General features: G+C 72.0%; 19 protein-coding genes. 6 read left to right on the top strand and 13 right to left on the bottom strand.

Annotation, left to right across the window (positions count from 1 at the left end; all coding sequences use genetic code 11):
- The first annotated feature begins 26 nt into the window (after positions 1 to 26).
- The 3 genes from Aiant_RS33295 to Aiant_RS33285 are packed head-to-tail and all read left to right on the top strand — an operon-like array spanning position 27 to position 3,837.
- Positions 27 to 1,697, top strand: coding sequence for an Ig domain-containing protein (locus tag Aiant_RS33295; RefSeq protein ID WP_229830581.1), 1,671 nt, complete (start codon positions 27 to 29; stop codon positions 1,695 to 1,697).
- Positions 1,694 to 2,350, top strand: a complete 657-nt coding sequence (locus Aiant_RS33290) for a PilW family protein (RefSeq protein WP_189332913.1) — start codon at positions 1,694 to 1,696, stop codon at positions 2,348 to 2,350. Before Aiant_RS33295 ends, Aiant_RS33290 begins: the two co-directional genes overlap by 4 nt.
- Positions 2,347 to 3,837 (top strand): RICIN domain-containing protein, encoded by a 1,491-nt coding sequence (locus Aiant_RS33285; RefSeq protein WP_189332912.1) that lies wholly within the window; start codon positions 2,347 to 2,349, stop codon positions 3,835 to 3,837. Before Aiant_RS33290 ends, Aiant_RS33285 begins: the two co-directional genes overlap by 4 nt.
- 45 nt (positions 3,838 to 3,882) lie before the next feature.
- Here Aiant_RS33285 and Aiant_RS33280 read toward each other — a convergent pair whose 3' ends face one another.
- The 7 genes from Aiant_RS33280 to Aiant_RS33250 all read right to left on the bottom strand — a co-directional run bounded on the left by Aiant_RS33280 (position 3,883) and on the right by Aiant_RS33250 (position 12,018).
- The gene (locus tag Aiant_RS33280) at positions 3,883 to 6,039 is read right to left on the bottom strand and encodes a bifunctional polysaccharide deacetylase/glycosyltransferase family 2 protein (RefSeq protein ID WP_189332911.1); all 2,157 of its coding nucleotides are present in this window, start codon (positions 6,037 to 6,039) and stop codon (positions 3,883 to 3,885) included.
- A 2-nt stretch (positions 6,040 to 6,041) separates the two neighbouring features.
- A complete protein-coding gene (locus tag Aiant_RS33275; protein ID WP_189332910.1) occupies positions 6,042 to 6,431 on the bottom strand; it encodes a hypothetical protein in 390 nt (129 codons plus the stop codon).
- Positions 6,432 to 7,151 carry a hypothetical protein gene (locus Aiant_RS33270; RefSeq protein WP_189332909.1) on the bottom strand — a complete coding sequence of 240 codons (720 nt, stop codon included), beginning with the start codon at positions 7,149 to 7,151 and terminating at the stop codon, positions 6,432 to 6,434.
- A 34-nt stretch (positions 7,152 to 7,185) separates the two neighbouring features.
- Positions 7,186 to 7,767 (bottom strand): RNA polymerase sigma factor, encoded by a 582-nt coding sequence (locus Aiant_RS33265; RefSeq protein ID WP_189332908.1) that lies wholly within the window; start codon positions 7,765 to 7,767, stop codon positions 7,186 to 7,188.
- A gap of 164 nt (positions 7,768 to 7,931) precedes the next feature.
- Positions 7,932 to 8,666 carry an LPXTG cell wall anchor domain-containing protein gene (locus tag Aiant_RS33260; RefSeq protein WP_189332907.1) on the bottom strand — a complete coding sequence of 245 codons (735 nt, stop codon included), beginning with the start codon at positions 8,664 to 8,666 and terminating at the stop codon, positions 7,932 to 7,934.
- 231 nt (positions 8,667 to 8,897) lie between these two features.
- Positions 8,898 to 11,270 (bottom strand): ABC transporter permease, encoded by a 2,373-nt coding sequence (locus tag Aiant_RS33255; RefSeq protein WP_189332906.1) that lies wholly within the window; start codon positions 11,268 to 11,270, stop codon positions 8,898 to 8,900.
- Position 11,271: 1 nt separating this feature from the next.
- The gene (locus Aiant_RS33250; protein WP_189332905.1) at positions 11,272 to 12,018 is read right to left on the bottom strand and encodes an ABC transporter ATP-binding protein; all 747 of its coding nucleotides are present in this window, start codon (positions 12,016 to 12,018) and stop codon (positions 11,272 to 11,274) included.
- 139 nt (positions 12,019 to 12,157) lie between these two features.
- On the opposite strand from Aiant_RS33250, the gene Aiant_RS33245 reads away from it, so the two are divergent.
- On the top strand, positions 12,158 to 13,369 hold the full coding sequence (locus Aiant_RS33245; RefSeq protein WP_425322727.1) for a sensor histidine kinase: 1,212 nt from the start codon (positions 12,158 to 12,160) through the stop codon (positions 13,367 to 13,369).
- Entirely contained in the window at positions 13,354 to 14,019 is a 666-nt protein-coding gene (locus tag Aiant_RS33240) for a response regulator (protein WP_189332903.1), read from the top strand. Before Aiant_RS33245 ends, Aiant_RS33240 begins: the two co-directional genes overlap by 16 nt.
- A 97-nt stretch (positions 14,020 to 14,116) precedes the next feature.
- Here the strand turns inward: Aiant_RS33240 and Aiant_RS33235 are convergent, their stop codons facing one another.
- From Aiant_RS33235 to Aiant_RS33215, 5 genes are all read right to left on the bottom strand, one after another.
- Positions 14,117 to 14,617, bottom strand: coding sequence for a hypothetical protein (locus tag Aiant_RS33235; protein WP_189332902.1), 501 nt, complete (start codon positions 14,615 to 14,617; stop codon positions 14,117 to 14,119).
- Positions 14,618 to 14,731: 114 nt separating this feature from the next.
- Positions 14,732 to 17,194: an ATP-binding protein gene (locus Aiant_RS33230; protein WP_189332901.1), complete on the bottom strand. Its 2,463-nt coding sequence runs from the start codon at positions 17,192 to 17,194 to the stop codon at positions 14,732 to 14,734.
- 139 nt (positions 17,195 to 17,333) lie between these two features.
- The gene (locus tag Aiant_RS33225; RefSeq protein WP_189332900.1) at positions 17,334 to 18,797 is read right to left on the bottom strand and encodes a ricin-type beta-trefoil lectin domain protein; all 1,464 of its coding nucleotides are present in this window, start codon (positions 18,795 to 18,797) and stop codon (positions 17,334 to 17,336) included.
- Between the two features lie 71 nt (positions 18,798 to 18,868).
- Entirely contained in the window at positions 18,869 to 19,492 is a 624-nt protein-coding gene (locus tag Aiant_RS33220; protein WP_189332899.1) for a PulJ/GspJ family protein, read from the bottom strand.
- Between the two features lie 62 nt (positions 19,493 to 19,554).
- Positions 19,555 to 21,438 carry a putative Ig domain-containing protein gene (locus Aiant_RS33215; protein WP_229830655.1) on the bottom strand — a complete coding sequence of 628 codons (1,884 nt, stop codon included), beginning with the start codon at positions 21,436 to 21,438 and terminating at the stop codon, positions 19,555 to 19,557.
- A 179-nt stretch (positions 21,439 to 21,617) separates the two neighbouring features.
- Between Aiant_RS33215 and Aiant_RS33210 the strand changes: the two genes are divergently transcribed.
- Complete coding sequence (locus Aiant_RS33210) at positions 21,618 to 23,216, top strand: GGDEF domain-containing protein (RefSeq protein WP_189332897.1); 1,599 nt, start codon at positions 21,618 to 21,620, stop codon at positions 23,214 to 23,216.
- Between the two features lie 45 nt (positions 23,217 to 23,261).
- Here the strand turns inward: Aiant_RS33210 and Aiant_RS33205 are convergent, their stop codons facing one another.
- Positions 23,262 to 24,212, bottom strand: a complete 951-nt coding sequence (locus Aiant_RS33205) for an SMP-30/gluconolactonase/LRE family protein (RefSeq protein ID WP_189332896.1) — start codon at positions 24,210 to 24,212, stop codon at positions 23,262 to 23,264.
- Positions 24,213 to 24,217: the final 5 nt, after the last annotated feature.

Genomic DNA, 24,217 nt, shown 5'->3' with positions numbered 1-24,217 from the left:
CTCTGTCGCCGTTTCTGGTGCGTTCGATGGCGGTGGTCAAGGAGCAGCGTGAGCGCGAGGTCGCTGTGCAGCTCGCTGATGACGCCCTGGAACGGGTGGCGGCGCTGACCGGTGCCGCCGCACTCGACGGCCGTGGATACGCCGCCGTCAAAGCGCAGTGGGACGCGGCGACCTCGTCCGGCAGCCCGGCCTCGTACGCCGCAGCGGTCGGGCCCTACCTGCAGACGATGAGCCTCGGCAATCCGCAGCACGTGAGCGACTCCACCAAGACGCCCTGGCTGGCCTGGGACCCGGACCTGCCGGTCTCGTCGACCGCCGGGGCATCGGCGGGGCTGCCCACCGCCGCGATCAACGCTCCGATGAACGGCCTCAGCTTCCAGGAGAACTACTACCTGGGCATGTGCCGTCAGCAATTCGGCACCGGGGGCACCTGCGACAACCCCGACACGCCCGACCCGGACACCACCCGCGCCGACGTGCCCATGCTGCGCGCGGTCATCGCGGTGACCTGGACGAACCACTCGTGCCCCGGCGGCACCTGCACCTACGTCACGTCCGGACTGGTCAGCGCGGTCCAGGACCCGACCTACAACCTGAACCGGCCGGCGCCGACGGCGAACAACCCAGGCCCGCAGACCAGTTACGCCAAGCTGGCGATCACCGGGCTGCAGCTCAGCGCGACCGGCGGTCAGCTGCCGCTGGCCTGGTCGTTCACCGGCCTGCCACCCGGCCTGACCGGCTCCGCCACCGGCCTGGTCACCGGCACACCCACCGACCCGGGAGCCAGCAAGACGTACCCGGTGACCGCCACCGTGACCGACCAGCTGGGCCGCACCAGCAGCGTGACGTTCTCCTGGACGATCGTGCCGGCACCGGTGGTGACCAACCCGGGCAACCAGTCGACGCAGACGGGCACCGCGACGTCATTGACCATGGCGGTCAGCGGCGGGGCGAACCCGATCACCTGGTCGGCCACCGGCCTGCCGGCCGGGCTCAGCATCAATACCAGCACCGGGGTCATCTCGGGCACGCCGACGTCGACCAGCCGCCTCGACGCCGCGGTGACGGTGACGGCGACCGACACCGTGGGCCGGTCGGCTTCGGCGAGCTTCACGTGGAGCGTGACCACGCTGGCGCTGGGGCCGATGGCGACGCGCACGGACAGCGTCCGTGACTCCGTCAACTTCACCGCGCCGCGGCCGACGGGCGGAACCGGCCCGTACACGTACCGGATGGTCAACTACCCCGGCGACTCCTCCGGCGAGATCTCGATCAACCCGTCCACCGGCGTGATCTCCGGCAAGGTGTGGTACTCCAACCGCTTCTTCACCACCGTCTACGTCAAGGACGCCACCGGCGCCGAGGTGTCCACCACCTTCCTGTGGAACGTGCTGCCGAGCCAGCCCAACGACCTGTCCATCACCGTCCCGGACCCCAGTGACCCCGATCAGACGAGCAAGGTGGGGCAACCTCTGGAGCTCGATGCGTACGCGCCGAACGGCAGCAACAGCGGCTACGACTGGGTCACGTACACCACCGGGCTGCCGCCGGGGCTCTCGATCGCCTCGAAGAACTACTTCTACGGTGCGATCACCGGCACGCCGACCACTCCGGGCGTCTACCGCGTGACCCTGGTCTGCCAGGACTCGAACTACAAGAGGGCGGTCGTGATGTTCGACTGGACGGTGACGCCATGATCCGCCGCCTGCGCTCCGGCCGGGTGCGGGAGGACAGCGGCACCTCGCTGATCGAGGTGACGGTCGCCCTGGGTGTGATGACCGTGGTCATGGCGATCCTCACCGGCGGGGTGATCCAGTTCTACCGCTCGGCGAACGTGGCGGAGGAGACCGGGATCACCCAGACGCAGGTACGGCTGGCGTTCCAGACGCTCGACCGGGAGGTCCGCTACGCGAACGGGATCAGCGCGCCCACCACGTCCGCGGTCAACGGCGCCTGGTACGTGGAGTTCTCCGGCGTCGACCCGGCCGGAGCCACGGTCTGCCGGCAGCTCCGTCTGGACGCCGGCGGGGTGCTGCAGGAGCTGACCTGGACGCCGGGCTCGCCGCCGGTCGCCGGGACCCGGGGCAGGACTCTCGCCTCCGGCCTGGTGGCGCCCGGCGGCAGCGTGCCCCCGCCGTTCGACCGGCAGGCGGCCGGCTCGACACCGTACGCGTCGGCGTCCGCCACGCCCGCGGGCGCCGCCTTCTCGCCCGACTTCCAGCGCCTGCGGGTGCGGCTGACCACCCGGGCCGGGTCGACCACCTCGGTCGCGGACGTGACCTTCACGGCCCTCAACACCTCACGTGACACCACCGACCCCTCCATCTGTCTCGAAGGACGACCGTCATGATCCAGCTCCGGGGTGACGACCGCGGGTCGATGCCGCTGGCCATGCTGCTCAGCATCGTCGGTGTCACGCTCAGCACGCTGGTCGGATCGGTGGCGGTCAGCCAGATCACCGAAGCCCGCACCAGCTCGGATCGGGTTCAGGCGCTGATCGCCGCCCAGGCCGGCGTCAACGTGGCGACGGCCCAGTTCCGCGCGGCCACCGACAGCACGGGCACCGGCGATCCGGCCCGGCTGCCCGACGGACCGCTGGCCGGCAACGTCGCGCCCAACGGCGGCGCGCGCTACCAGGTGACGATCACCTACCGCGACCTGGACGGCAACCCGCTCGCCGTGCCGCTGAACGCCCAGCCCGCGACGGCAGTGGTCGTCTCCACCGGCATCCGGGCCGCCACCGGGCCCTTCCACCAGGGCACCGCCGGAGCCCGGACGCTGCAAGCCACGTACGTTTTCCGGCTCTCCAACCAGAACATTCCGGGCGGCCAGATCCACGTGCGCGGCTCCGTCGCCGATCTGTGCCTGGACGCGGGCTCCGCGCAGCCGGCGGCGGGCACCCCGGTCCAGATGCAGAGCTGCCTGGGCGTCCCGGCCCCGCAGATCTGGGCGTACAACAGCGACCTGACGATCTCGCTCGTCTCCTCCCGCACCGGCGCCAACCCGCTGGGCATGTGTCTGGACGCAGGATCGCCGCACGCCGCCGGTGCGCAGGTGAAGGTGCAGAAGTGCGTGGCCACCAGCCCGCCGCCACCCCAGCAGCAGTGGAGCACGAACGACTCGGCCAACATCATGGGCACCAGCAACGGATCGACGCTGGACAATTACTGCTTCAATGTGCAAAGTCCAAATTTCGCCGGCAGTTTCGTCGTGCTGTCCACCACCAAGTGCAACGGCAACTACGACAACGTACAAACATTCCAGCCCGATGCCGCCGTCGGTGCCGGTGCCGCCGGGCCGACCACCCGGCAGCTGGTCAACTACCAGCAGTTCGGGCGTTGCCTGGACGTGACGAATCAGAATGTGGCCTCGACGTTTCTGATCGCGTGGCCGTGCAAACAGGCGCCGAACCCCGCGAACATCAGCTGGAACCAGAAGTGGACCCTGCCGGCCGCCCTCAACGGCGCGCACACCGCCACCGGCCGCATCTACACCACCCTCAGCGGCATCGACTACTGCCTGCGCAGCCCGGGCGTCACCAGCGGCGCATATCCCACCGTGACAACGTGCACGAGCACGTCGTACACCGCCGATCAGACCTGGACCGTCTATGGCAACACCGGCAGCTACACGGCGAGCTATCAGATCGTCGACAACACCGGCCTGTGCCTGGCCCCGGCAGACCCCGCGGCCTATCCGGCCGAGGTGTTGCCGTACATCGGGCCACCAGTGAGCCGCATAGTCCTTCGCGCCTGCGACGGCTCCGCCTGGCAGAAGTGGAACGCCCCACCGGACGTATCCGAGCCCTCACCACTCAAACAGATCACCGAGCGGTAGCCAGCACCGTGGAGAGGCTCGATCAGGTGCTTGCGGACCGGGTCATCATTGCCGACTGTGCCGGTGCAGCACGTGCTCTACGGCATCACGGCCGGCCCCGGCCGGTTCTTCTGCCGTGGCGCCGGCGTACTGCTGCGCCGCGCCGATCCGGACCATCCGGTGCCAGCGCAACCGCCCACCGACCAGGGCCATCATCGTCGATTGGACGACCACCAGATACATCAGCTGGCGGTAGACGATCTGCTGCAACGGCAGCGTCCACAGCGGCCCGTACCGTTCGCCGTCCATCCGCAACGCGAGCGCGGCAGTAGCCACCTGCGCCGCGGTGAACCCCGCCCACACCGCGGCCACCTTGACCGGGGACAGGAAGAGCAGCCCGTAGACCCCGTACACGTCGATCATCGGGGCGGTGAGCGGCAGCACCACCTGGAAGAGCAGCAGGTATCCGATGCCGCGGCGGCCGAGGCGACCGGCCGGGCCGCCCTGGAACACCGTGTCGCGGTGCTTCCACATCGCCTGCATGGTCCCGTAGCACCAGCGGTAGCGCTGCCGCCACAGCTGCCGGACGGTGGCCGGCGCCTCGGTCCAGGCGATCGCGGCCGGCTCGTAGACGACGTGCCAGCCGGCCCGCAGGATCGCCATGGTGAAGTCGGTGTCCTCGGCCAGCGTCTGCGCCGAGACGCCGCCCGCGTCCTGGATCGCCGCGCGGCGGAACGCGCCGATCGCGCCGGGCACGGTCGGCATGCATCGGGCGATCTCGAACATCCGGCGGTCCAGGTTGAACCCGATCACGTACTCCAGATGCTGCCAGCGGCCGAGCAGCCCGGTCCGGTTGGCGACCTTCGTGTTGCCGGACACCGCGCCGATCTCCGGGTCGGTCAGTGGCTGGACGAGCCGTCCGAGCGCGTCCGGCGCGAACACCGTGTCCCCGTCGACCAGGACCAGGATGTGCCCGCTGGCGTACCGGATACCGGTGTTGAGGGCGGCCGGCTTGCCGGCGTTGGGCTGCCGGATCACCGTGACCCGCGGCAGGCCGAGCCGCTCGACGATGCCGGCGGTGTCGTCGCTGGATCCGTCGTCGACGACGATCACTTCGATGTCCGGGTAGTCGTTGCCGATCAGCGACCGTACGGTCGCCTCGATGTTGGCCGCCTCGTTGTAGGCCGGCACGACCACACTGACCAGCCCCAAGTAGGCCGGCGGCCGTTCGTGCCGGGCGCGGGCGCGGCGCCGGTGCACCCGGGCGGTGACCAGCTGGATCAGCAGCCGCAGCAGGCCGATCACGGCGGCCACGGTCATCAGTACGGTCAGCGCCCGGGCCAGCCAGGCGGCGGTGTCCTGGGCGATTCGGAGCATGAGCCCGCGCCGGCGCTGGGCCGGGTCGGCGGCCGCCGGCCGGGGCAGCCGCAGCGCCTCGGAGACGGTGACGAACCGGTACCCCTTCGCCTGCAGCTCGGGGATCGCCTGCTCCAGCGCGGCGATCGTCTGCGTCCGATCCCCGCCGCTGTCGTGCAGCATCACGATGCCGGGTTTGATCGCGCCGGCGATGGCCGGCACACCCGGGCGCCGCCAGTCCTCGGTGTCGTGGTCCGCGAGAACCTGCAGATAGCCGGGCGCGCTGCGGCGCCAGGCGTCGTACTCTGCGGCGGACTGCGCCTGCGGGGTCGCCGAGTAGGGCAGCCGCAGCAGCGTCGCCTGCGGGCCGCCCGCCGCGGCCAGCGCGTTCGCAGTGAGCGTGATCTCCGCTTCGAGCTGCCAGGCCGGCACGGTTCCGGCGGCGACGTGCGTGAAGGTGTGCAGTCCCACCTCGTGGCCGCCGTCGAGGACCTGCCGGGTGATCTCCGGATAGCGGTTGATCTGCGCGCCCACCTGGAAGAACGTCGCGTGCACCCGGTAGCGGGCGAGAACCGCGAGAATGCCCGGCGTCCAGGCCGGGTCCGGGCCGTCGTCGAAGGTGAGAGCGATGGTCTTGGCGGGCAGGGCCCTGCTGGTCACGGTGCCGTCCGGCTCCAGGCGCTGCACGGCGGCGCCCTCGGTCGCGGCGGCCGGGCCGCTCACGCCCTCGACCGGGACATGCGTGCCCTCGGCACCGGCGCCGGTCACGTAGCCGTCGAGGCACAGCCCGGCGAAGAGCACGAGCATGGCCAGGAGCAGGAGCGCCCAGTGCGCGCGTGGTTCGCGGCGCAGAGCTCGTTTTCCCATGGTCACTTGTTCCTGGTGGGATGGCTGCTGGGCTTGCGCCCACGGTTGGCCGGCCGGCCGGCTGTGGGGCCGGCCGTGGTCGGGCTCGGCGTGGCCGCCGCGCCGGTGGTCGCCGGCGGCGAGGTGACCGTCCCGGCCGAGCCTGGCGGCGTCTGTTTGCGGGTGCCGGTGACCGGCACCGGGGACGGCGACGGGGACGGGGACGGCTGGGTCTTGACCCGGGTGGCAGCCGGGGTCGGCCAACCCGGCACCGCCGACGGTCCGGCACCGGTGAGCCCGGCCAGCAGCGTGGCCACGGCGAGCATCAGGACCAGGCCACCGGCGGCCGCGGCAGCCATCACGAGCCGGCGACGCCGGCCGCTGCGATCGACGAAGACCGGATCAGTGATCAACTATTTCTTCCCGTGGTGGCTGGGGGTGGGCAGACTGCTCGGCTTGCCCTGCGGTTTGCGGCTGTGTCCCGATTTGCCCGGCGCGCTCGTCGCGGCCGTCGCGGGCGTCACCGTGGCGCCCAGGGCGGCGCAGTAGGCGGGGATCCCCGCTTCGGACCCGGCCGCCTCGACCAGTTCCCGGCGCCAGGGCGCGTTGCTGGCCCGCGGCGCGGCCGCCCAGGCCCGGCACCATCCGACGGGAACCACCGCGGTGGCCGAGGTCACCGGCACCGGTGACGGCACGCCGCCGGTCCGGGAGGGCAGGCTTGACGGTACGGGTGCCGGCGCATCCGGGCTCGTCTGCGGCGCCGGCACTCCCAGCCGGGAGAACAGCTGATGGGCGCGCTCCTGAGCGCCGTCAGGCAGCACACCGCTCCGCGCCGCCGCCGCGGTCCCGCCTGCGGTGACCAGGGCCAACCCGGCCGCGATGGTCACGACCAGCGTCCTCGTGGGACGTGACGTCCGGACACGGTGTCCCTCCCCCGGCGCCTCGGCACCTTCGTATGCGGCGGTGAAAGCCGCCATCGCGGCCTGCCGGCCGGCCAGTTCTCCCGGGGTGGCGGGAGCCTTGGCGGCGGCCAGCAGGCCGGCCAGGCCCTGGTGGTCAGGGCCTGGCGGCTCACCGGCGGCCCACCGCTCGGTCTGGTCGAGGCCGATCGGGTGGGTTCGCCTGATGCGCATGGCACGACGGAGAGCGCTGATCGGTCGCATCCCGTTACACCTCCTCGGCCACGCTGGCGGCCGTCTTGTCGTTGCGGGCTGTGACCTCGGGGTGGGCGGCGAGGCGGCGCAGGCCCCGCATGGTGGCGACGCGGACCGCGCCGGTGCGTTTGCCGAGCACCTTGGCGGTGGTCGCGACGTCGAGACCGGCGACGACGCGCAGCATGACGGACTCGGCCTGATCCTTCGGGAGAGTCGCGATCAGCGACACCGCCCAGCCGGTGCTCAAGGCCTCCTCGGTCTGCGCGGCGGCATCCGGTGCGAACAGGTCCTCATCGACCACCTCGACCGGATCCTCACGGCGGCGCCCGGTCCGGCGCAGGTGGTCGATGCCACGGTGCCGGGCGATCCGGAACAGCCAGCCGCGGAAGTCGCCGATGCCGCCGCGGAACCTCCGCAGATCCCGCGCCACCTGTAGCCACGTCTCGGAGGCGACATCCTCGGCGGGCTCACCGACCACCACGTGCAGATATCGCAGAACCGCAGGTTGCAGGGCACACCAGAGGAGGGCGAACGCGGTCTCGTCGCCCTCGCGGGCGGCGGTCAGCGCGTTGCCGAGATCGTCGTCTGCTAACAAGGTTTCGGCTCCCCCGATCGACAGGGCTGCACACGGTACACGGGCCGCCGACGCGGCTGCGACCAGGGCGAACCTCGTTCTCACCAGGACCGCCGGCGCTCGGTACTTCGCTTTCTGGTCGCGTCCGGCCCAGCCCGCCGCCCTCTCCGCGAAGCCAGGTGGCGTCAGGCGATGAAGCGCCGCCGGCGGCGCAGCACCAGGACGGTGCCGCCGCCCGCCAGGGCCAGGCCCAGCGCGGCCACACCCGCGACGTTCAGGCCGGTGACCGGCAGGCTTTCGTCGGCGCCCTGCCCGGAGCCCGCGCCACTCCCGGTGCCGCTGGAGCCCTCGGATCCGCCGCTGCCCTCGGAGCCACCGCTGCCCGTGCCGGCGCTGGACGACGTGGACTCGGTCGGCGAGGTGGTGGTCGGCTTGGTGGTGGGCTTGGTGGTCGTGGTTCCGGTGGCCGCACAGGTGTGGGTCAGCACGAATTTGTCGGCTTTGCCAGTGATGGTGGCGTTGGCGTCGATCAGGGTCCAGCCGGCGTCGGTGATGGCGTACGCCTTGCTGTGCCCCACCGTGACGATGTCGTCACCGTCCGCCGCTCCGGCCTCGATCACCACAGTGGAGTCGCTCTTGCCGTCACCGTTCGTGTCGAACATGGCGCGGATGGACGTGAAGCTGCCCGTCGAGCCCGCGTTGCCGGGCAGGTTGAAGACCCAGACATCCTTGCCGGGGTACGGGCCGCCGCCGAGCTGCGCACCGCACTCGTGCTCGTAGTCCGCGGCGGTGGCCGGCACGTTGCCGCCGTTGATGGGAATGGTGGTCCCGGTGGCGTTCGCCGCCGCGGTCATGACGAACGACGTGGCGACACCCGCTGCCGCGGCGGCCGTGATGCGCAGGACAGGGAGGGTTCGCATGGTTGGTGCTCCTCAGATGACATCGAGATGACGTCACATGGTCCACAGAGCCCGTCCCGCCGAGCGATCGGCCGAAAAGATCGACAAAATTGGCCGCTTCCCGCCCCGTCAGGTGTAACGCGAAACGGCTCGCCGACGCCCACCGGCCGGCGAGACGCGGGCCGATGAGGACGGTAGCTCTGGGCGGGACGGCACCAACACCCCGGGTGCTCACGCCTGGCCGGATCGCGGTCATCGGTGACGGGCGGCCAGCCAGGCCGGCACGAGGCTCGCCGTCAGCGCCGCGACCAGGCAGGCGGCAAGGACGGTGGTGAGGCCTGCGGCGGGCAGGATCAGCTCGACCGGTGCGCCGACCGCCTGGGACACGCCCGCGCGGACGCCGGCGAGGGCGGCGAGAGCGACGGCCAGGCCGAGAGCGGCACCGATGCCGACCACCATCGTTGTTTCGGCGGCGACGGTGCGCAGCACCTGGCCCACGGTCGCGCCGGACAGGCGTAGGACGGTGAAGTCCCGAGCCCGCCCCGTCGTCGCCATGACCAGGGTGTTGACGATGGCGATGGTGGTGTATCCGGCGCACAGGACGATGAGGAGGGTCGTGAACACGCCGGTCAGGGCGTCCTCGCGGGCGGCGCGGGCCGATCGGTGGTCGCGGGCGGGCACGGCGGTGGCGCCCAGTCCGGCGACCTTGGCGCGGAGGGTGGCGAGGGACGCGCCGTCGACGTAGGCGGCGGGGGTGAGCGCGGAGGGGTCGTGGGCTCGTACCGTCGTCCGGGGCAGCAACAGGCCCTGCGCGGCGGGCCAGCGCACGGCGGCGACGATCCGCATGGGCACGGTGCGCCCGTCGGCGAAGGTGACCGGGATGGTGTCGCCGACGGTGAACGGGGCCGGGACGTCGCCGGAGAGGACCAGCGTGCCGGGTGCGCCGAAGTCGCGCAGCGCGCCGGAGCGCACCTCCGCCGGCGGGACGGCGGTGGCCAGGGCGGCCGGGTCGACTCCTGTGCCGGGATAGGTGGTGCCGGCGGTGTACAGGTCGGTCGGGGTCAGGGCGACGAACGTCCCGGCGGGCAGGACGCGCAGCACGGCATCGGACAGGCCGGGCGTACCGGCGGGCTGGACGACGGTTTCCGCTCGGATCACCCCCGCACCGAGATCATGGGCCGACATCGTCGCCACCTGCCCGAGGACCAGCGTGGCGAGCCCCACCGTGACGAACACCGGGGCGGCGGTGGCGGCGGTGCGGCGGACCGCCGCGATGCTGCCCTCACGAACCAGCGTGACGGTCGCGGCGGCGAGCCGGCCCAGCGGCCAGGTGACGACCCGGACCACCCCGGGGACGAAGGCGGGAGCGAGCAGGGTCAGCCCGGTGATCAATGCCATCGCGGCGAGCATCGACAGCGTGATCAGGTTCTCCGCCTGGGCGGACGGTGTGCAGACCGCGATGGCGGCACCGGTCGCGGTGCTCAGCGCGCCGCAGATCCACCGGGCCCGGGACATCGGCCGCTCATCCACTTCGGCCTCGCGCAATGCTTCGATCGGCGCTGCTCGGCCGGCCCGCCGCGCGGTCGACCCGGCGCCGAGCACCGCCACCACCAGGCCGGCGAAGTAGGCCAGCGCCGGCGGGCCGGCCAGGATCCGGGTGGTGAACCCGGGCGGCTCGAAGCCGCCGTCGACGAGGACGGCGCCGAGCGCTGGTGCGGCCATGACGCCGAGCAGCGCGCCGAACCCCGCGGCCACCATGCCGACGCCGATCGCCTCGCCGTACAGGATCCGGCGGATCTGCCGGGGCGTGGCGCCGATGGCCCGCAGGAGGCCGAACTCGCGGCGTCGCTGGTTGGCCGCGAGCGCGAAGGTGGAGGCCACGACGAACACCGAGACGAAGCCACCGAAGGTGACCAGGCTGGTCAGCAACTGGGCACCGATCGACCGGGTCCGCGTGTCGCCCGCCTCCTCCAGCGCGGTGGCGCGGTCGTCGCCGGTGATCACCTGAGCGGGGCCGGCGGCGGCCCGGATCGCGGCCAGATCCACGCCGGGTGCGGTCCGCACCCCGAGCAGGCGTACGGCTCCGGCCAGTCGCTCGGCCGCCGCGTCGCTGACGTAGAGGCCGGGACCGTCGACGGTGCCGGTCACGGTGCAGGTCGCCGGCCCGGCCGCGGTCAGCACCGTCACCACGGAGCCCGGTGCCAGGCCGAGCGAGCGGCCGAGCACCACGTCGCCGTCACGGGTGGGTGCCGTTCCGGCCCGCAGCGGGTACGGCGCGAGCCCCGCCGTCGACCAGGAGTGTCCCTGCGGGTCGTCCGGGTCGGGGCGGCCCACCGGCCTGCCGTCGCGCACGAGCTGGGCGTAGAACGAGCGGGCGGGCACCACGCCGGTGACACCGGATACGCCGCCGAGGCGGGCGGTCAGTGCCCGCACCACCTCCGGTGACCAGGGCGTTCCGGTGTTCTGCACGTACACGGCGGTGCCGGCGTACCGATCGGGGATCCGGGGTGCGGCGGACAGGTAGACCAGCAGGGTGCTGGAGATCAAAGCTACGCCGAGGGTCAGTGCGGCGAAGGTGCCGAGAAGGCTGACCCACCGGTGGCGGAGGGTGGCGAGCGCGAGCATGTCAGGCCTCCAGGCTCGCCATGCGCGCGGCGATGGACGCCGGGCCGAGCGCCGCGGTCACGTCGACGACCCGGCCGTCGGCGAGGAACACCACCCGGTCGGAGTACGCCGCGGCCACCGGGTCGTGACTCACCATGATCACGGTCTGACCGTGCGTGTCGACGATGTCGCGGAGTAGCCGCAGGACCTCACGCGAGCTGACGGTGTCCAGCGCGCCGGTGGGCTCGTCGGCGAAGAGGACCGCGGGGCGGGTGGCCAGGGCCCGGGCGATGGCGACGCGCTGCTGCTGCCCGCCGGAGAGCTGGGCCGGCCGGTGGGTGGCCCGGTCGGCGAGCCCGACCTGCTCCAGCGTGCGGCGGATCAGGGCCGGGTCCGGCCGGCGCCCGGCCAGCCGCAGGGGCAGCCCCACGTTCTGCTCGGCGGTGAGCGCGGTGATCAGGTTGAACGACTGGAAGACGAAGCCGATTCGCGTACGGCGCAGGATCGTCCGGGCGCGCTCGGTGAGCGGACCCAGGTCGGTGTCGTCCACCACGACCGTTCCGCCGGTGGGTCGCTCCAGTCCGGCCGCGCAGTGCAGCAGCGTGGACTTCCCCGAGCCGGACGGACCCATCACGGTGGTGAAGGTGCCCACCGGGAACCCGAGGGTCACCCCGTCCAACGCGGTGACCGCGCGGTCGCCGGTCCCGTATGTCTTTCGTACCGACCGAAGCTGGACGGCCTCGGTCGCTTGTCGCGCGGTGATCGTCATGGGCGCCAGCCTTCCGCCGGGGCCGGTCGGAAGCATTGGCGTCAGCTGGAGCTTCACGGGTATACCCAGCACTACCGACAGCGCCGTACGCGGCCTGTACCGTCGGCCCGTGATCGTCCGGACCGCCTGGCAAGCCGTCATGCAGAACCCGGTCCGCTTCCTGGCGTCGTCGTGGCCGTGGCGGTCCCTGGCCTATCTGGTCTCCGGGGTGCTGGTCGGCGCCGCGACCGTCGCGTCGCTGGCAGTTCTGCTGATCGGTGGCACGCTGCTGGCCGTGGCGCTGGTCGGGCTGGTGCTGCTGTTCGCGGCCGCGCTCTCCGGCCCGGTGGTCGCCCGGTTCGAGCGGATGCGCCTGCGGCTGGTCGACCACGACCCCGCGCCCGACCCGCACCGCGCTCCGCTCGAGCCCGGTTGGCGAGGCTGGCTCGCCGTCCGGCTCCGCGAGCAGCAGACCTGGCGCGAGCTCGGCTACGTCGTCGTGTCGGCGCTCGCCCTGTGGTGGATCGACTTCGCGATCCTGGCGCTGTCGCTGAGCCTGCCGGTGGTGTCCGCCGGCGAGATCGTCGTCGATCCGCAGGTGCCCTGGTTCGGGCGAATCTTCCTGGCGGTGGTGACGCCCGTACTCGTTCTCGTCGCCGCCTATCCGGTCACCGTCTGGGCCGGAGCCCGCGCCGCGCTGGCCCGCACCATCCTGGCCCCGCGCGACGCGGAGATCGGCGCCCGTCTCACCGAGGTGGCCAGGTCCCGAGCCCGGCTCGTCGACGCCTTCGAGGTGGAACGCCGGCGCATCGAGCGGGACCTGCACGACGGCGCCCAGCAGCGGCTGGTCGGCCTCACCCTGGCACTCGGCCTCGCCCGGCTCGACCTGCCGGACGGCTCGCCCGCCGCCGGCAGCATCGACGACGCCCACGAGCAGGCCACGCTCGCCCTGGCCGAGCTGCGGGAACTGATCCGCGGCGTCCATCCCCAGGTGCTCACCGACCGTGGCCTCATCGCGGCCGCCGCCGATCTCGCAAGCCGCTCACCGGTTCCCGTCGACATCGACATCACGCTGCCCGGCCGGCTACCCACCGCGGTCGAGACGACCGCCTACTTCGTCATCGCCGAGACGCTCGCCAACGTCGCCAAGCACAGCCGGGCCGGCCGGGCAGCGGTCCGCGGCCGTCTCCTGGACCGCCGGCTGATCGTCGAGATCCGCGACGACGGAGTGGGCGGCGCCGACTCGGCGGCCGGCACCGGACTCAGCGGCCTTCTCGATCGGGCCGCGGCCGCGGACGGCACGCTCGCCGTGTCCAGCCCGGCGGGCGGACCGACCATCATCACCCTGGAGCTCCCATGCCGGTCCGAGTAGATCGTCCCCTTCGCGTCGTGGTGGCCGAAGACGCCGTGTTGCTGCGCGCCGGGCTGGTCGGGCTGCTCGAACGGTTCGGGCACACCGTCGTCGCCGCGGTCGGCGACGCCACCGCGCTGGCGGCCGCCGTGGCCACCCACGAGCCGGACATCGTGGTCGCCGATGTGCGCATGCCGCCGGGGTTCACCGACGAGGGTCTGCGGGCCGTCGTGGCGCTCCGGGCGAGCCGGCCGTCGCTCGCGGTGCTGGTGCTCAGCCAGTACGTCGAACAGACATACGCCACCGAACTCCTCGACTCCCAGCGCGGCGCCGGGGTGGGGTACCTCCTCAAGGACCGGGTCGGCCAGGTGACCCAATTCATCGACGCGGTCAACCAGGTTGCCGCCGGCGGCACCGTCGTCGACCCCGAAGTGGTCCTCCAGCTGCTCAGCCGCCGGCGGGACCCGCTCCGGCGGCTGACCGCCCGGGAACGGGAGGTTCTCGCCCTGGCAGCCGAGGGCCGTTCCAACACGGCCATCGCCCGCACTCTCGTGGTCAGTGAGGCCGCGATCGCCAAGCACATCGGCAGCATCCTGGCCAAGCTCGACCTGCCGCCCGCCGACGACGATCACCGCCGGGTGCTCGCCGTCCTGGCCTATCTGCGTGGCTGAGAAGCCTCCCGGTAGCGGCTCGTCGCCGGCCATGGCGGCGCTGACCCGACGAGGTTCGGGGCCGACCCCCGTACGGCCCCGAACCCGCTCCCCCCGATCAGGTCCAGGCCCGCACGCCCTGGGCGTGCGCGAGCAGCCACGCCTGATCGACGTACTGGGCGTGGTCCCAGCGGAAGAAGTACTTGTCGTAGACGGCGACCGACGGGATGCCGCGGGCGTGGTAGTTGTTCGTGCCGTACGGCTCCACGAAGTAGTACGAGCCGTACCCGTCCTGGGCGAGGAAGGACGAGAAGGAGAGGTCCAGGTTCGCGCTCTTGACGCAGCTGATGTCGTTGCGAACCTTGATGCCCTCCCAGGACCGGAAGAACCACAGGTACGCGCCGGCGCCCACGATGGGCCGCTTCAAGCCCTCCGGATCGACCATGTAGACGGTGTCGTTGTTCGGCCCTTTGATGCGCTCACCGGGCGTACTCGTGTAGCCGCCGTCCGGGCAGGCCGCCTGCGCGGCGCCGGCCGTCGACGCGATCACGCCGACGCTGGACAGGACGGTCATGGCCAGCGCGAGGGCCAGCTTCGATCGGATGCTTCGCAGTGCCATTGCGGTTGCTCCTCCCCGTGTGTCCGGATCGCCGGCCGCGGCGGGCCGGCGACTCTTCGGATGCACTCATGGTGCGGCGTGGGGGCGTACCGAAACAGGCTGCCGACCGGCAGCTCACCGGCAGCTGTCGACGTGGTGGGGATCGACCGCCCGCATGGCGGCGTACAGTTGCCTGGCGGCACGCTCGTGCCGGGCGGCCACCGCCGGGTCGTCGGCCGCGAGTGCCGCAGCCAGTCCGGCATGCGCGACCGCCTCCTCGTACCGGGCATCGACACGCTGGGCAAGGTCCAGCGCCTGCCGGTGCAGGTCGGCGGCCGCCCGCGCGTCGCCGGCACGCAGCCGGGTGCCGCCGAGACGGTTGAGGGCGAAGCAGCGTCCCTGAGGACTGCCGGCCCTTTCGGTACGCTCCACCGCCGACTCGTGCAGTCGCAGCGCCTGCGCCAGGTCACCGGCGTGCAGACAGATGATGCCGAGCTCGGCCAGCGCCTCGGCCGCCCCGGTCTCGTTCCCGGCCGTCTCGTAGTAGAGCAGCGCTCGCCGCAGCAGCGGCGGCGCGACCACGCGGTGCCCGAGCCGCGCGTGCGCCCGGCCCATCTCGAACAGGATGAACGCCCACCGGTAGCCCTCGCCGCCGAGGTCGGCCCGGTAGCGCGCCGCCTGCCGCAGGTACCGCAGCGCGCTCCGGTACCGGCCCAGCGTGGTGTGGCACTCGCCGAGCATCCGCAGGGCGTTCGCCCGGTTGACCGCGAGGCGGCGCCGCATGCCGTCGTCCTCCGCCGGGCGTTCGGGCCGTTCCAGGACCCAGTGGCCGTGCGCGATCACCTCGTCGAACCGGCCACCCTGCATGTCCACCGTCATCAGGTTGACCCGCGTCAACAGCTCCGCCGTCTCGGCGCCGGCCGCACGCCACCAGCGCAGCGCCTGCCCGAGGTGGTGCCGGCTCCGGGCCATCTGGCCGCTTCGGGCGTGGGCTCCGGCCAGGTAGTTGTGCGCCATCGCGGTCAGGTCGGGGTCGTCCAGGCGCTGGGCGGCGGCCAGCGCCGCCTGCTGCACGGTGATCAGGATGTCGGCGTTGCCGCGGCGCCAGTGGAAGCCCCAGACCGCACGGGCCAGCAGGCACACCAGCCGATCCATGCCGAGACGCTCGGCGAGGCCGATGGCGGCGAGCACGTTGCGCCACTCGGTCTCCTCCCACCGGATCCGCTCCGCCTCGGAGCCGAAGACCCGGCGATGCGGTGACGGCGGACCCCAGTCCGGCGTGTGCAACCCGTCGATGAGCGTGCCGTCCGGCAGGTCGGTGACCATCGAGTGCAGGTAGTACTCCAGCAGCCGCCGCGCCGCGGCCCGGCGGACCGGTTCGTCGTCCACCTCGGCGGCCAGCCGGGCGGCGTAGTCGCGGACCAGGTCGTGCAGGCGGTACCGCCGATCGCCGCGTTCGTGCAGCAGGTGGGCGTCGAGCAGTTCGTCGACGGCGGGACGGACGGCGGCCGGTGTGGTGCCGATCAGCGCGGCCGCCGCGTACTCGTCGAAGTCCTCCCCGCTGGGCAGCCCCAGCCGCCGCAGCAGGTCAGCGGCCGCCGGGCCGAGCTGCCGGTAGGACAGGGTCAGCGCCGCCGACACGGTCAGGCCCTCGGCCGCCAGCTGGACCACCGGCGGCTGGGCGTTGCGCAACCGGTCGGCCAGGTCGGCCATCGTCCACGCGGGCCGGTGGCGCAGCCGGGCCGCGGTCAGCCGCAGGGCGAGCGGCAGGTTTCCGCACAGCCCGGCGACCTCGCGGGCGTAGCGGTGCTGGCCCTCGAGGCGCTGCGCACCGACGACGCCGGCGAGCAGCGACACGGCCGCGCCCTCGTCGAGCGGGTCGAGGGTGACGTGCTCGTCGGCGTCCAGCCCCATCAGGCGGCGCCGGCTGGTCACCAGCACGAGCGCTGAGGAGAGGCCGGGCAGCAGGGGCCGCACCTGTTCACTGCCCGCGGCGTTGTCGAGCACCACGACGACCCGGGTGGTGGCCAGCTCGGTGCGCCATCGGGCGACCCGGGCGTCCAGGGAGTCGGGCAGCTCGTGGGCGGGCACGCCGAGCTGGCCGAGCAGCAGGCCGAGCGCCACCAGCGGCTCGACCGGCGCCTGCGTGCTGTGCCCGTGCAGGTCCACGAACAGCTGGGCCCGCGGGTAGTCCTCGGCGACCTGGTGCGCCACTTCCAGAACCAGAGCGGTCTTGCCGACCCCGGCCATGCCGTCGACGGCGACGACCAGCGGACGGTCGCTGCGGCCTCGCCGGACAGCCGTCAGCAGCCGGGCCACCTCACCGGAACGCCCGCGGAAGTGGGTGGCCGGCCGGGGCAGGCAGTGCACCGCCGTGCGCTCCGCGGACGGGAAGCCGGTCTGCAGAAAGCTGTCGCGCTGGGCGCCCTCCAGGCCGAAGGCGTCCGCGAGCAGCCGCGCCGAGGCGGGGCGTGGCATCCGCACCCGGCCGGCCTCCAGCTCGCGGATCGTGCGCACGCTGATCCCGGCCCGGGCCGCCAGCTCCTCCTGGGTCAGCCCCAGCCGGCGCCGGTGATCCACCACGAGCCGCCCGAACATGGGCCCCCTCAAGCCGTCCGGCTACCGACGACCAGTCTGGCAACCATCGACAAATGTGGCTATCCGGTCTTGTCCCCGTGCACGAGGGTGAGACCGGGCGGTGGCAGCAACCTCAGCTGAGCGGGATTGCGGCCGGCCGTCACCGCTGCGTCACATTCAGCAGCGGCGACGCGTTCTGCACCGCCGGCGGGGCGTTCCATTTCTGCTGGTCGGATCCGTCGCACAGCATGGTGCGGAGGACGCTTGCGTTCGCCGGTGCGCCCGCGTCCGCGAGGACGTCCTGTCCTACAGCGGTGAGGCACAGGGCGTGGTCGTCCCGGATCTGATAGCTGGTCGCGGGTTGGCCGGTGTTCCGGGTGATCGTCCACCGGTATCCGGCCGTTGCCGCGGAGCAGGCCTTGGCCTGCACCTTCTGCCCGGCGGTTCCGGCGCTCCACAGGCAGTACTTGCCGTCGGGATTGATCGAGCTTCCGTCGTTGTCGGTCACGGTGAACAGGACGTCTGTCACGCCGGCGGCCCCGTTGGCGAGCACTGCCGCTTGACCGCCGGTAGCGTCCACGGGCACCCACTGCTGGCTCCAGTCAGCGCTCGTCAGGCTCGGGCTCTGGCCGCACGGATAGGTGATCAGCCGGGCGTCGGCGACCCGCTTGCCGGCGACGTCCATGCACCGGCTGAACTCGGCGTGATCCACCCATTGGTTCCGGTCCGCCAGCACGGCCGCGCCGGCGCCGGCGGAGCCCCGCGAGACGAAGGTGGACGCGGTGCCGCAGTCGGCGTCGAGGTTGACGGGGACGCCCGCCGCGGAACCCGCTGCGCGCCAGCAGAGAGTCCGGTTCGAGGAGGTCCACGTGCCGCCACCGGATGGCCCGGGGCCCGAAGAGATCCATTGCTGACCGGCGGGGACGGTGGTGGTGTCGCACGAGGCGAGGGTCAGGGAGGCGCCGCTCGTCGGTGGGGCGGTCACGCACAGGCCGTCGGGAGGATTCGACGACACCAGCCTGATCTGCAGGCTGGGGTCGTAGGCGAACAGCTGGCTCTTGGGCCTCGTGCTGGCGGCGCAGTTGCGCAGCGAGAGTTGCTGGCCCGCGCTGGGCGAGTCTCCCGCGTCCAGGCAGAGGTTGGTCGTGGCGAGCCGGATGGTGTCGCCGGCCAGGTTCCGGTCACCGGACAGCAAGGGATACGTGGCCGTCAGCGTTACGCTCGCCTTGCCCGCAAGGTCGAACCCGGTCGACGTCAATCGCACGTAGGCGGCCTGGTCGACGGGACCCTGGCCGGCCTGACACGGGGGCAGCGGGCTGCCGCCGTCCTGCGGGTCCGTCGTGTAGTAGTCGAAGCTGACCGCATAGGTGGCCTGGACGGTGGGCGAGCCATCAGTCACCGTGACGCAGGGCAACTTGGTGCGATCGCCCTGCGGGTTGCCGGCTGCCGTGGCGAGGGCCGCCTGCGGCACGGCACCCGACGTGGACGCTTGGATCGTGGCCACGGCGACTTCCAGACCCGCACGCGCGGATTGCAGTCCGTTGACCCGGCGCTGGTCGAATCGCGTGGTACTGATCTGCGCGACCACCAGGGTGCTCAGGATCGCGCTGAGGCTCGTCGCCACCACGGTGACCAGGAGGGCTATGGGCAGCGAGCCGCGGTCGTCGGCCGAGGGCCGCGGACGTGGTGGAACGCTCACGGCGTGTTCCTTCCTAGCGAGCAGGCAACCGGGTCGTGCCAGCGGACGGCGCTGTTGGCCGCGACGATGGTGGTCTGGGTGTCTCGTCGGGTCGAGCCCTTCGCCCCGCCGGCCGTCGCGGTGAGCCGGATGCGCAGTTGCAGCGGCGTGGCGCTCGGCAGGTTCGTCAGCGAAGGTGTCGAGAAGTCGGGAAAGTGGAGGGTCTGCGGGGCCGCCGCCGCGCCGGTATCGGTGTCCGGCGTGCCGGGTGCCGAAAGCCCTGACGCGAGAACCCGCCAGGCGGTTGCCGACACTGCCGCTGCCGTGGTCGCCGACGCGGGCCACTGGCGTGCTTTCAGCATTCCGCCGGAGAGACGTAGTTGGTGGCAGATCCGCTGACCGTTCGCGTCCTGGGTGACGTACTCGACGGAGGGATCACCGCCGGCTCCGGCGCCCGGCTCACTGATGTCGTAGGCGACACCGATCTCCGGCTGGAGGCCGGAATACGCCAGGCTCGCCTGCGACTGGGCCTCGTCCATCCGGTCGGTGGCGTCGGTCATCCGGTACAGCTGCGCGATGCCGCCGGTCACGATGGACCCGATGATCGCCATGAGCACCATGGCGACCACGAGGTCGATCATCGTGACGCCGGCGTCGCCACGCGGCAGGGCGCGGCGTGCCCAGACCGGGACCCGGGTCTTCATCAACTCACCTGCCAGGTGAAGGACGTCGTCTTCCGGTTGCCGGCGTAGTCGGTCACGGTGACGTACACGGTCGACGTTCCGACGGTCGTCGGCTTCCCGGTGATCACACCGGTGTTCGCATCGATCGAGAGACCGGCCGGCAGTCCGGAGACAGACCACGTGAACGGCCCGACGCCACCCGTCTGGGTCGGTTGCAGCGACGGAATCGCCTTACCCTTCGAGCTGGACTGGGCGCCCGGCGACGTGAGGGTCAGGGGTGCGTAGATCGTCCACTTGAAGGGCACCTTTTTCACGGTGCCGCCGGCGTCGGTGAGCAGGATCTGGATGTCCCAGGTGCCGGCCGTGGTCGGCGTGCCGCTCACGAGTCCGGTCGCCGAGTTGATGGAGAGTCCCGGCGGCAGGTTGACGGCGCTCCAGGTGTACAGCGAGGGGTTGGCCACGATCAGCTGTGTGGTGGTGGGGTCGTACAGCTGCTGGGCCTTGTCGATGGACCAGTCGAAGGTCACCGAGGCGCTCTCGCCACGACTGTCCGTGACCGTCACCACGACGTGTGAGGTACCCAGCGCCAGGGGCGTCCCGCTGATCACACCGGTGCTGGAGCCGATCGACATGCCGGCGCGCAGGCTGGTGGCCGTCCAGGTGTAGGGGCCGACGCCATCGGTGGCGACCATCTGGAGCGGCACCGCGGCAGTGTCGATGTAGGTGTCCTGCTTCGGAGGAACCGCCAGTTGTGGCGCCGAGTAGATCGTCCACACGAAGGACACCTTGACGGACTGCTTACGGGCGTCGGTCACGGTGACGGTCACGGTCGAGGCTCCGAGAGTGTCCGGCGTACCCGTGATCGCCCCCGTGGTGCTGTCGATCGACAGGCCGCGCGGCAGGCCGTTGGCGGACCACGTGTACGGCGTGGTGCCACCGGCGGCGGACGGCGACAGCGTGACACTGCGACCCTGCGTGGTGCCCTGGTCCGCGATCTTGGCGAGCGTGAGCTTGGTGACGACGGTCCACACGAACGTGTCCTTGGCGGTCCTGCCGCGGGCGTCGGTCACGGTCACGGTCACCGTCGATTTGCCGGCGCTCGTGGGCGTTCCGGTGATGGAGGTCGTGGCCGGGTCGAACGTCAGGCCGGTCGGGAGCCCGGTCACCGACCAGGTGTACGGCTGGGTGCCGCCGGTGGCCGACAGCGGCAGCGGCGCGATCGCCGATCCGAGCGTGGTGACCTGGTCGGCCACGGCGGTCACGGCGACTGCGCCGGAGCTGAACACCGGGTCGCCCGACCCACCGGCACCGAAGAGCGTGGAGGTGGCGAAGGAGCAGGCGCCGTTGGCGCAGGCGTGCGACGGCCAGGCCACCCCGACGACCGCGCGAACCATGGCGATCGGCTGGGTGTCATCGGCAGTGCAGGCTCCCCCGCCCGTCTGCTCCCAACATTTACCGAGGTAGAGATAGCGCTGGTAAGTCAGCCCGTTCACCGTGACGTTCGACGAGCTCGGCGGCACCGGGAAGGAGGTGGTGGCCGCGGACGGCGCGGTGGTGACGAACGTCGGCGCCGCGGCGGCATCCCATCGCTCGATGCCGGCCAGCAACGGTGCCGCCTTGGCCACCGGCGCCGGGCATGCCGCAGCGCACGGCGCGCGCTCGGACAACAAGGCCGCCACCTGCGGCGCCCGGAGCGCGTCCATGGCATCCGCGGCGAGTCGCATGCTGGCCTGTTGCTGACCCTGCAGGTGAGAGGTCGACATGGCTTGCACGAAGAAGGCGCCCAACCCCATGAGAACGATGCACATCACCGCGGCGGACACCACCATTTCGAGCATGGTGAACCCACCGTCGCCCGCACCGCGCGCCGCGGCGCGCTTCGGCACCTGGTAGCCCCCGAACACGGTTTCCAACTCTCATCGCTCCATGACCGCTCCACCCCCCACGAGATGGACACGCCCATATCGGCACGACGCCGCCTGTCTTGAGGGCGACTGCCCCCGACGCCTCAGGAACGGACGGGTGACGCCGAAAGAAAGGCTCACGGTGCACAGCGCACCCCCGATCAGGAAGCGGTGAGCAAATGGCGGCACGCGGAAAGGCTGCGGACTCGACGCCGGAGCTCGCCGCCGAGCTGGACGTGCTCGAGGATCGGATCGGGTGGGACCTGACCGAGTCGCTCGCCCGCCTGGACCGGCTGATCGAGACGCTGCGGCCGCTCGGCGACAGTGACGTGTTCTGGCGGGCGACGCTGCTGCGGGCGGAGGCCGTCGAGCGTCAGGGCGACGTCGCGACCGCGGCCGGGCTCATCGGCGAGGTGCACCGGTGGGCGGCCGAACACGGCTCGCAGCGGCTGATCTCCCGCACGCACCGGTTGCTGGCCCGGATCGCCACCAACAGCGGTGACCTGGGCGGCGGCCTGGAACACATGCTTCAGTGTGTGACGGCGCTGGGGGACGACACACCGCCGGCGGAACGGATCCTGGCACTGATCAAACTGGCCGACGCGTTCGCGGCGACCGGGTCGATGGCGGCGGCGCGGGAACGGTTCGAGCAGGCCTTCGCGGCCGCCGCGGAGATCGGCCACCTGGAACGTCAGATGACCGCCCTGAACAACTACGCCTACAGCGAGTACGAGGCCGGCGAGCCGCGGCGCTCCTGGGCGGTCCTGCAGCGGCTCCGGGCACTCGCTGAGGCGCACGGCCGGCCGCTGGACGCCGCCGAGCTGGACACGGTGGCCCGGGTCGCGCTGGAGCTGGGGCACGTCGAGGAGGCCGAGCGAGCCGCCCTCGCCGCGCTCGAGCAGTATCCGCAGGCCCCGGTCGAAGCCGACGCGCAGGCCGCGTACCTGCTGACGTTCGGCATGGCCCGGCACCGGCGGGGTGACCTGGAGGGCGCCCAGACAGCGCTCGGCGGCAGCGCGGAGCTGTGCGAACGTCACGGGCTCGGCCGTCTGGCCGCCGGGGTGATGACCGAGCAGGCCGCCGTCCTCGCCTCCGCCGGCCGATTCGAGGACGCCTACCACAGGTTGTGCGAGGCCAACGCGGCCGAACGGCGCCAGCGCGATGCCGACCGGGAGAAGCAGGCCCGTAACCTGCAGGCGGCGTACGAGGTCGCCGACGCGCGCCAGCAGGCCGAGTCGTTCCGCGACCAGGCCCGCCGCGATCCGCTGACCGGGCTGCGCAACCGCCGGTTCGTCGACGAGCACCTGCCCGCGCTGCTCGCCCGCGGCGCCGCCGGCGGGGCCCCGGTGATCGCCGCCCTGCTCGATCTCGACCACTTCAAGCGGATCAACGACACGCTCTCCCACCAGGCCGGCGACGCCGTTCTGGTGGCGTTCGCCGGCCTGGTGGCGCAGGTCGACGTGGGCGCCGACGGCTTCGCGGCCCGGTTGGGTGGCGAGGAGTTCCTGCTGGTGATGACCGGCGCCGCGGCACCGGAATCGATCATGAAGGTGGCGGATCTCCGGCAGGCGGTGCTGGCCCACCGGTGGGCGCCGATCACCGGCGAGCTGCCCGTGACGGTCAGCATCGGCATCACCGCCGCCATGCCCGGCGCCACTTCCATCGCGGACCTGCTCGGTCGCGCCGACGAGGCCCTGTACGCCGCCAAGCGGGCCGGACGCAACCGTGTCCACCTCGACGAGCTGGCCGACGTGGCGGACCGCCGGCAACGGAGGTGATGCTCCGAGCCCAGCCGGCCGCGACGAACTCGGCGCTGTCCCGGGTCAGCGCAACGGCAGACTCTCCACCGTGAAGTCCGGGCTGGTTTGTGGTTCGCCGTACAGGTAGGTGTCCATCTGGGAGTTGGTCACGAGTAGTCGGTTCCCGCTCAGTGCGACGCCGGTGGTGGTGTCGGCTCCGGGGTAGGTACGGGTGGCGACGAGCGCCGCTCGGGTGGCGTCACCGGACAGCCGTACGACGTCGATCTCGTTGTTCACGGCACGAGCGAGGTAAAGGGTGTTCCCCCGCAGCGCTATCCCGTCGGCGCTCGGCAGAGCCGGGGCGGCGATCTTGCGGACCGTGCCGCTGACGAGGTCGAGCCGGTAGAGGGCACCGCTGTAGTAGTAGCCGATGATCAGCGATCGGCCGTCGGGTGTGACGGTGATGCCGTTGCCGTTGGACTGGCCGGCGACGTAGTCGGGCAGCCGGTGAGCCACCCGGAGGGTCCGATGAGCACCGGTGGCGGGTGCGTTCACCTCGGCAGCCGGAATGCGGTAGACGACCGCCCTGAACGAGTCGGTGATGTAAACGTCTCCACCGGGAGTGACGGCCGCGTCGTTGACCAGGGTTTGCTCGCCGGTATCCGGGACGGCGTACGAGGAGACGAGCCGACCATCCTTGGTGTAGACGAAGAAGCGTCCCGTGAAGGCGCCGGCGACCAGCAGACGACTACCGGTGGCCTTGATGCCCGCGGCCTGGGTCCGGTCGTTCCGACCACCGGGAAGAAACGGCTCGAGCGTGCTCGACCCGAGGTGACCGCGGTAAACGGTGCCGTCGGCGATGCTGGTGGTGTAGACGTACTGCTGGTCTGTCGTGACGCTCTCCGGGAAGGCGTGATCGCCGTCGACGTCGATCGTGACGTGCGACGGCGCGGCCGAGGCAGCCGGCGCGAAGGCAGCCGGCGCGAGGGTGAGTGTCGCGGTGAGCGTGGTCGAGGCAAGAGTGCGGATGAACATCGTCG

Origin of the sequence: Actinoplanes ianthinogenes (assembly GCF_018324205.1) — a bacterium.
GTDB classification, from domain to species: Bacteria; Actinomycetota; Actinomycetes; order Mycobacteriales; family Micromonosporaceae; genus Actinoplanes; species Actinoplanes ianthinogenes.
This window is presented reverse-complemented; position numbering and strand designations above follow the sequence as displayed.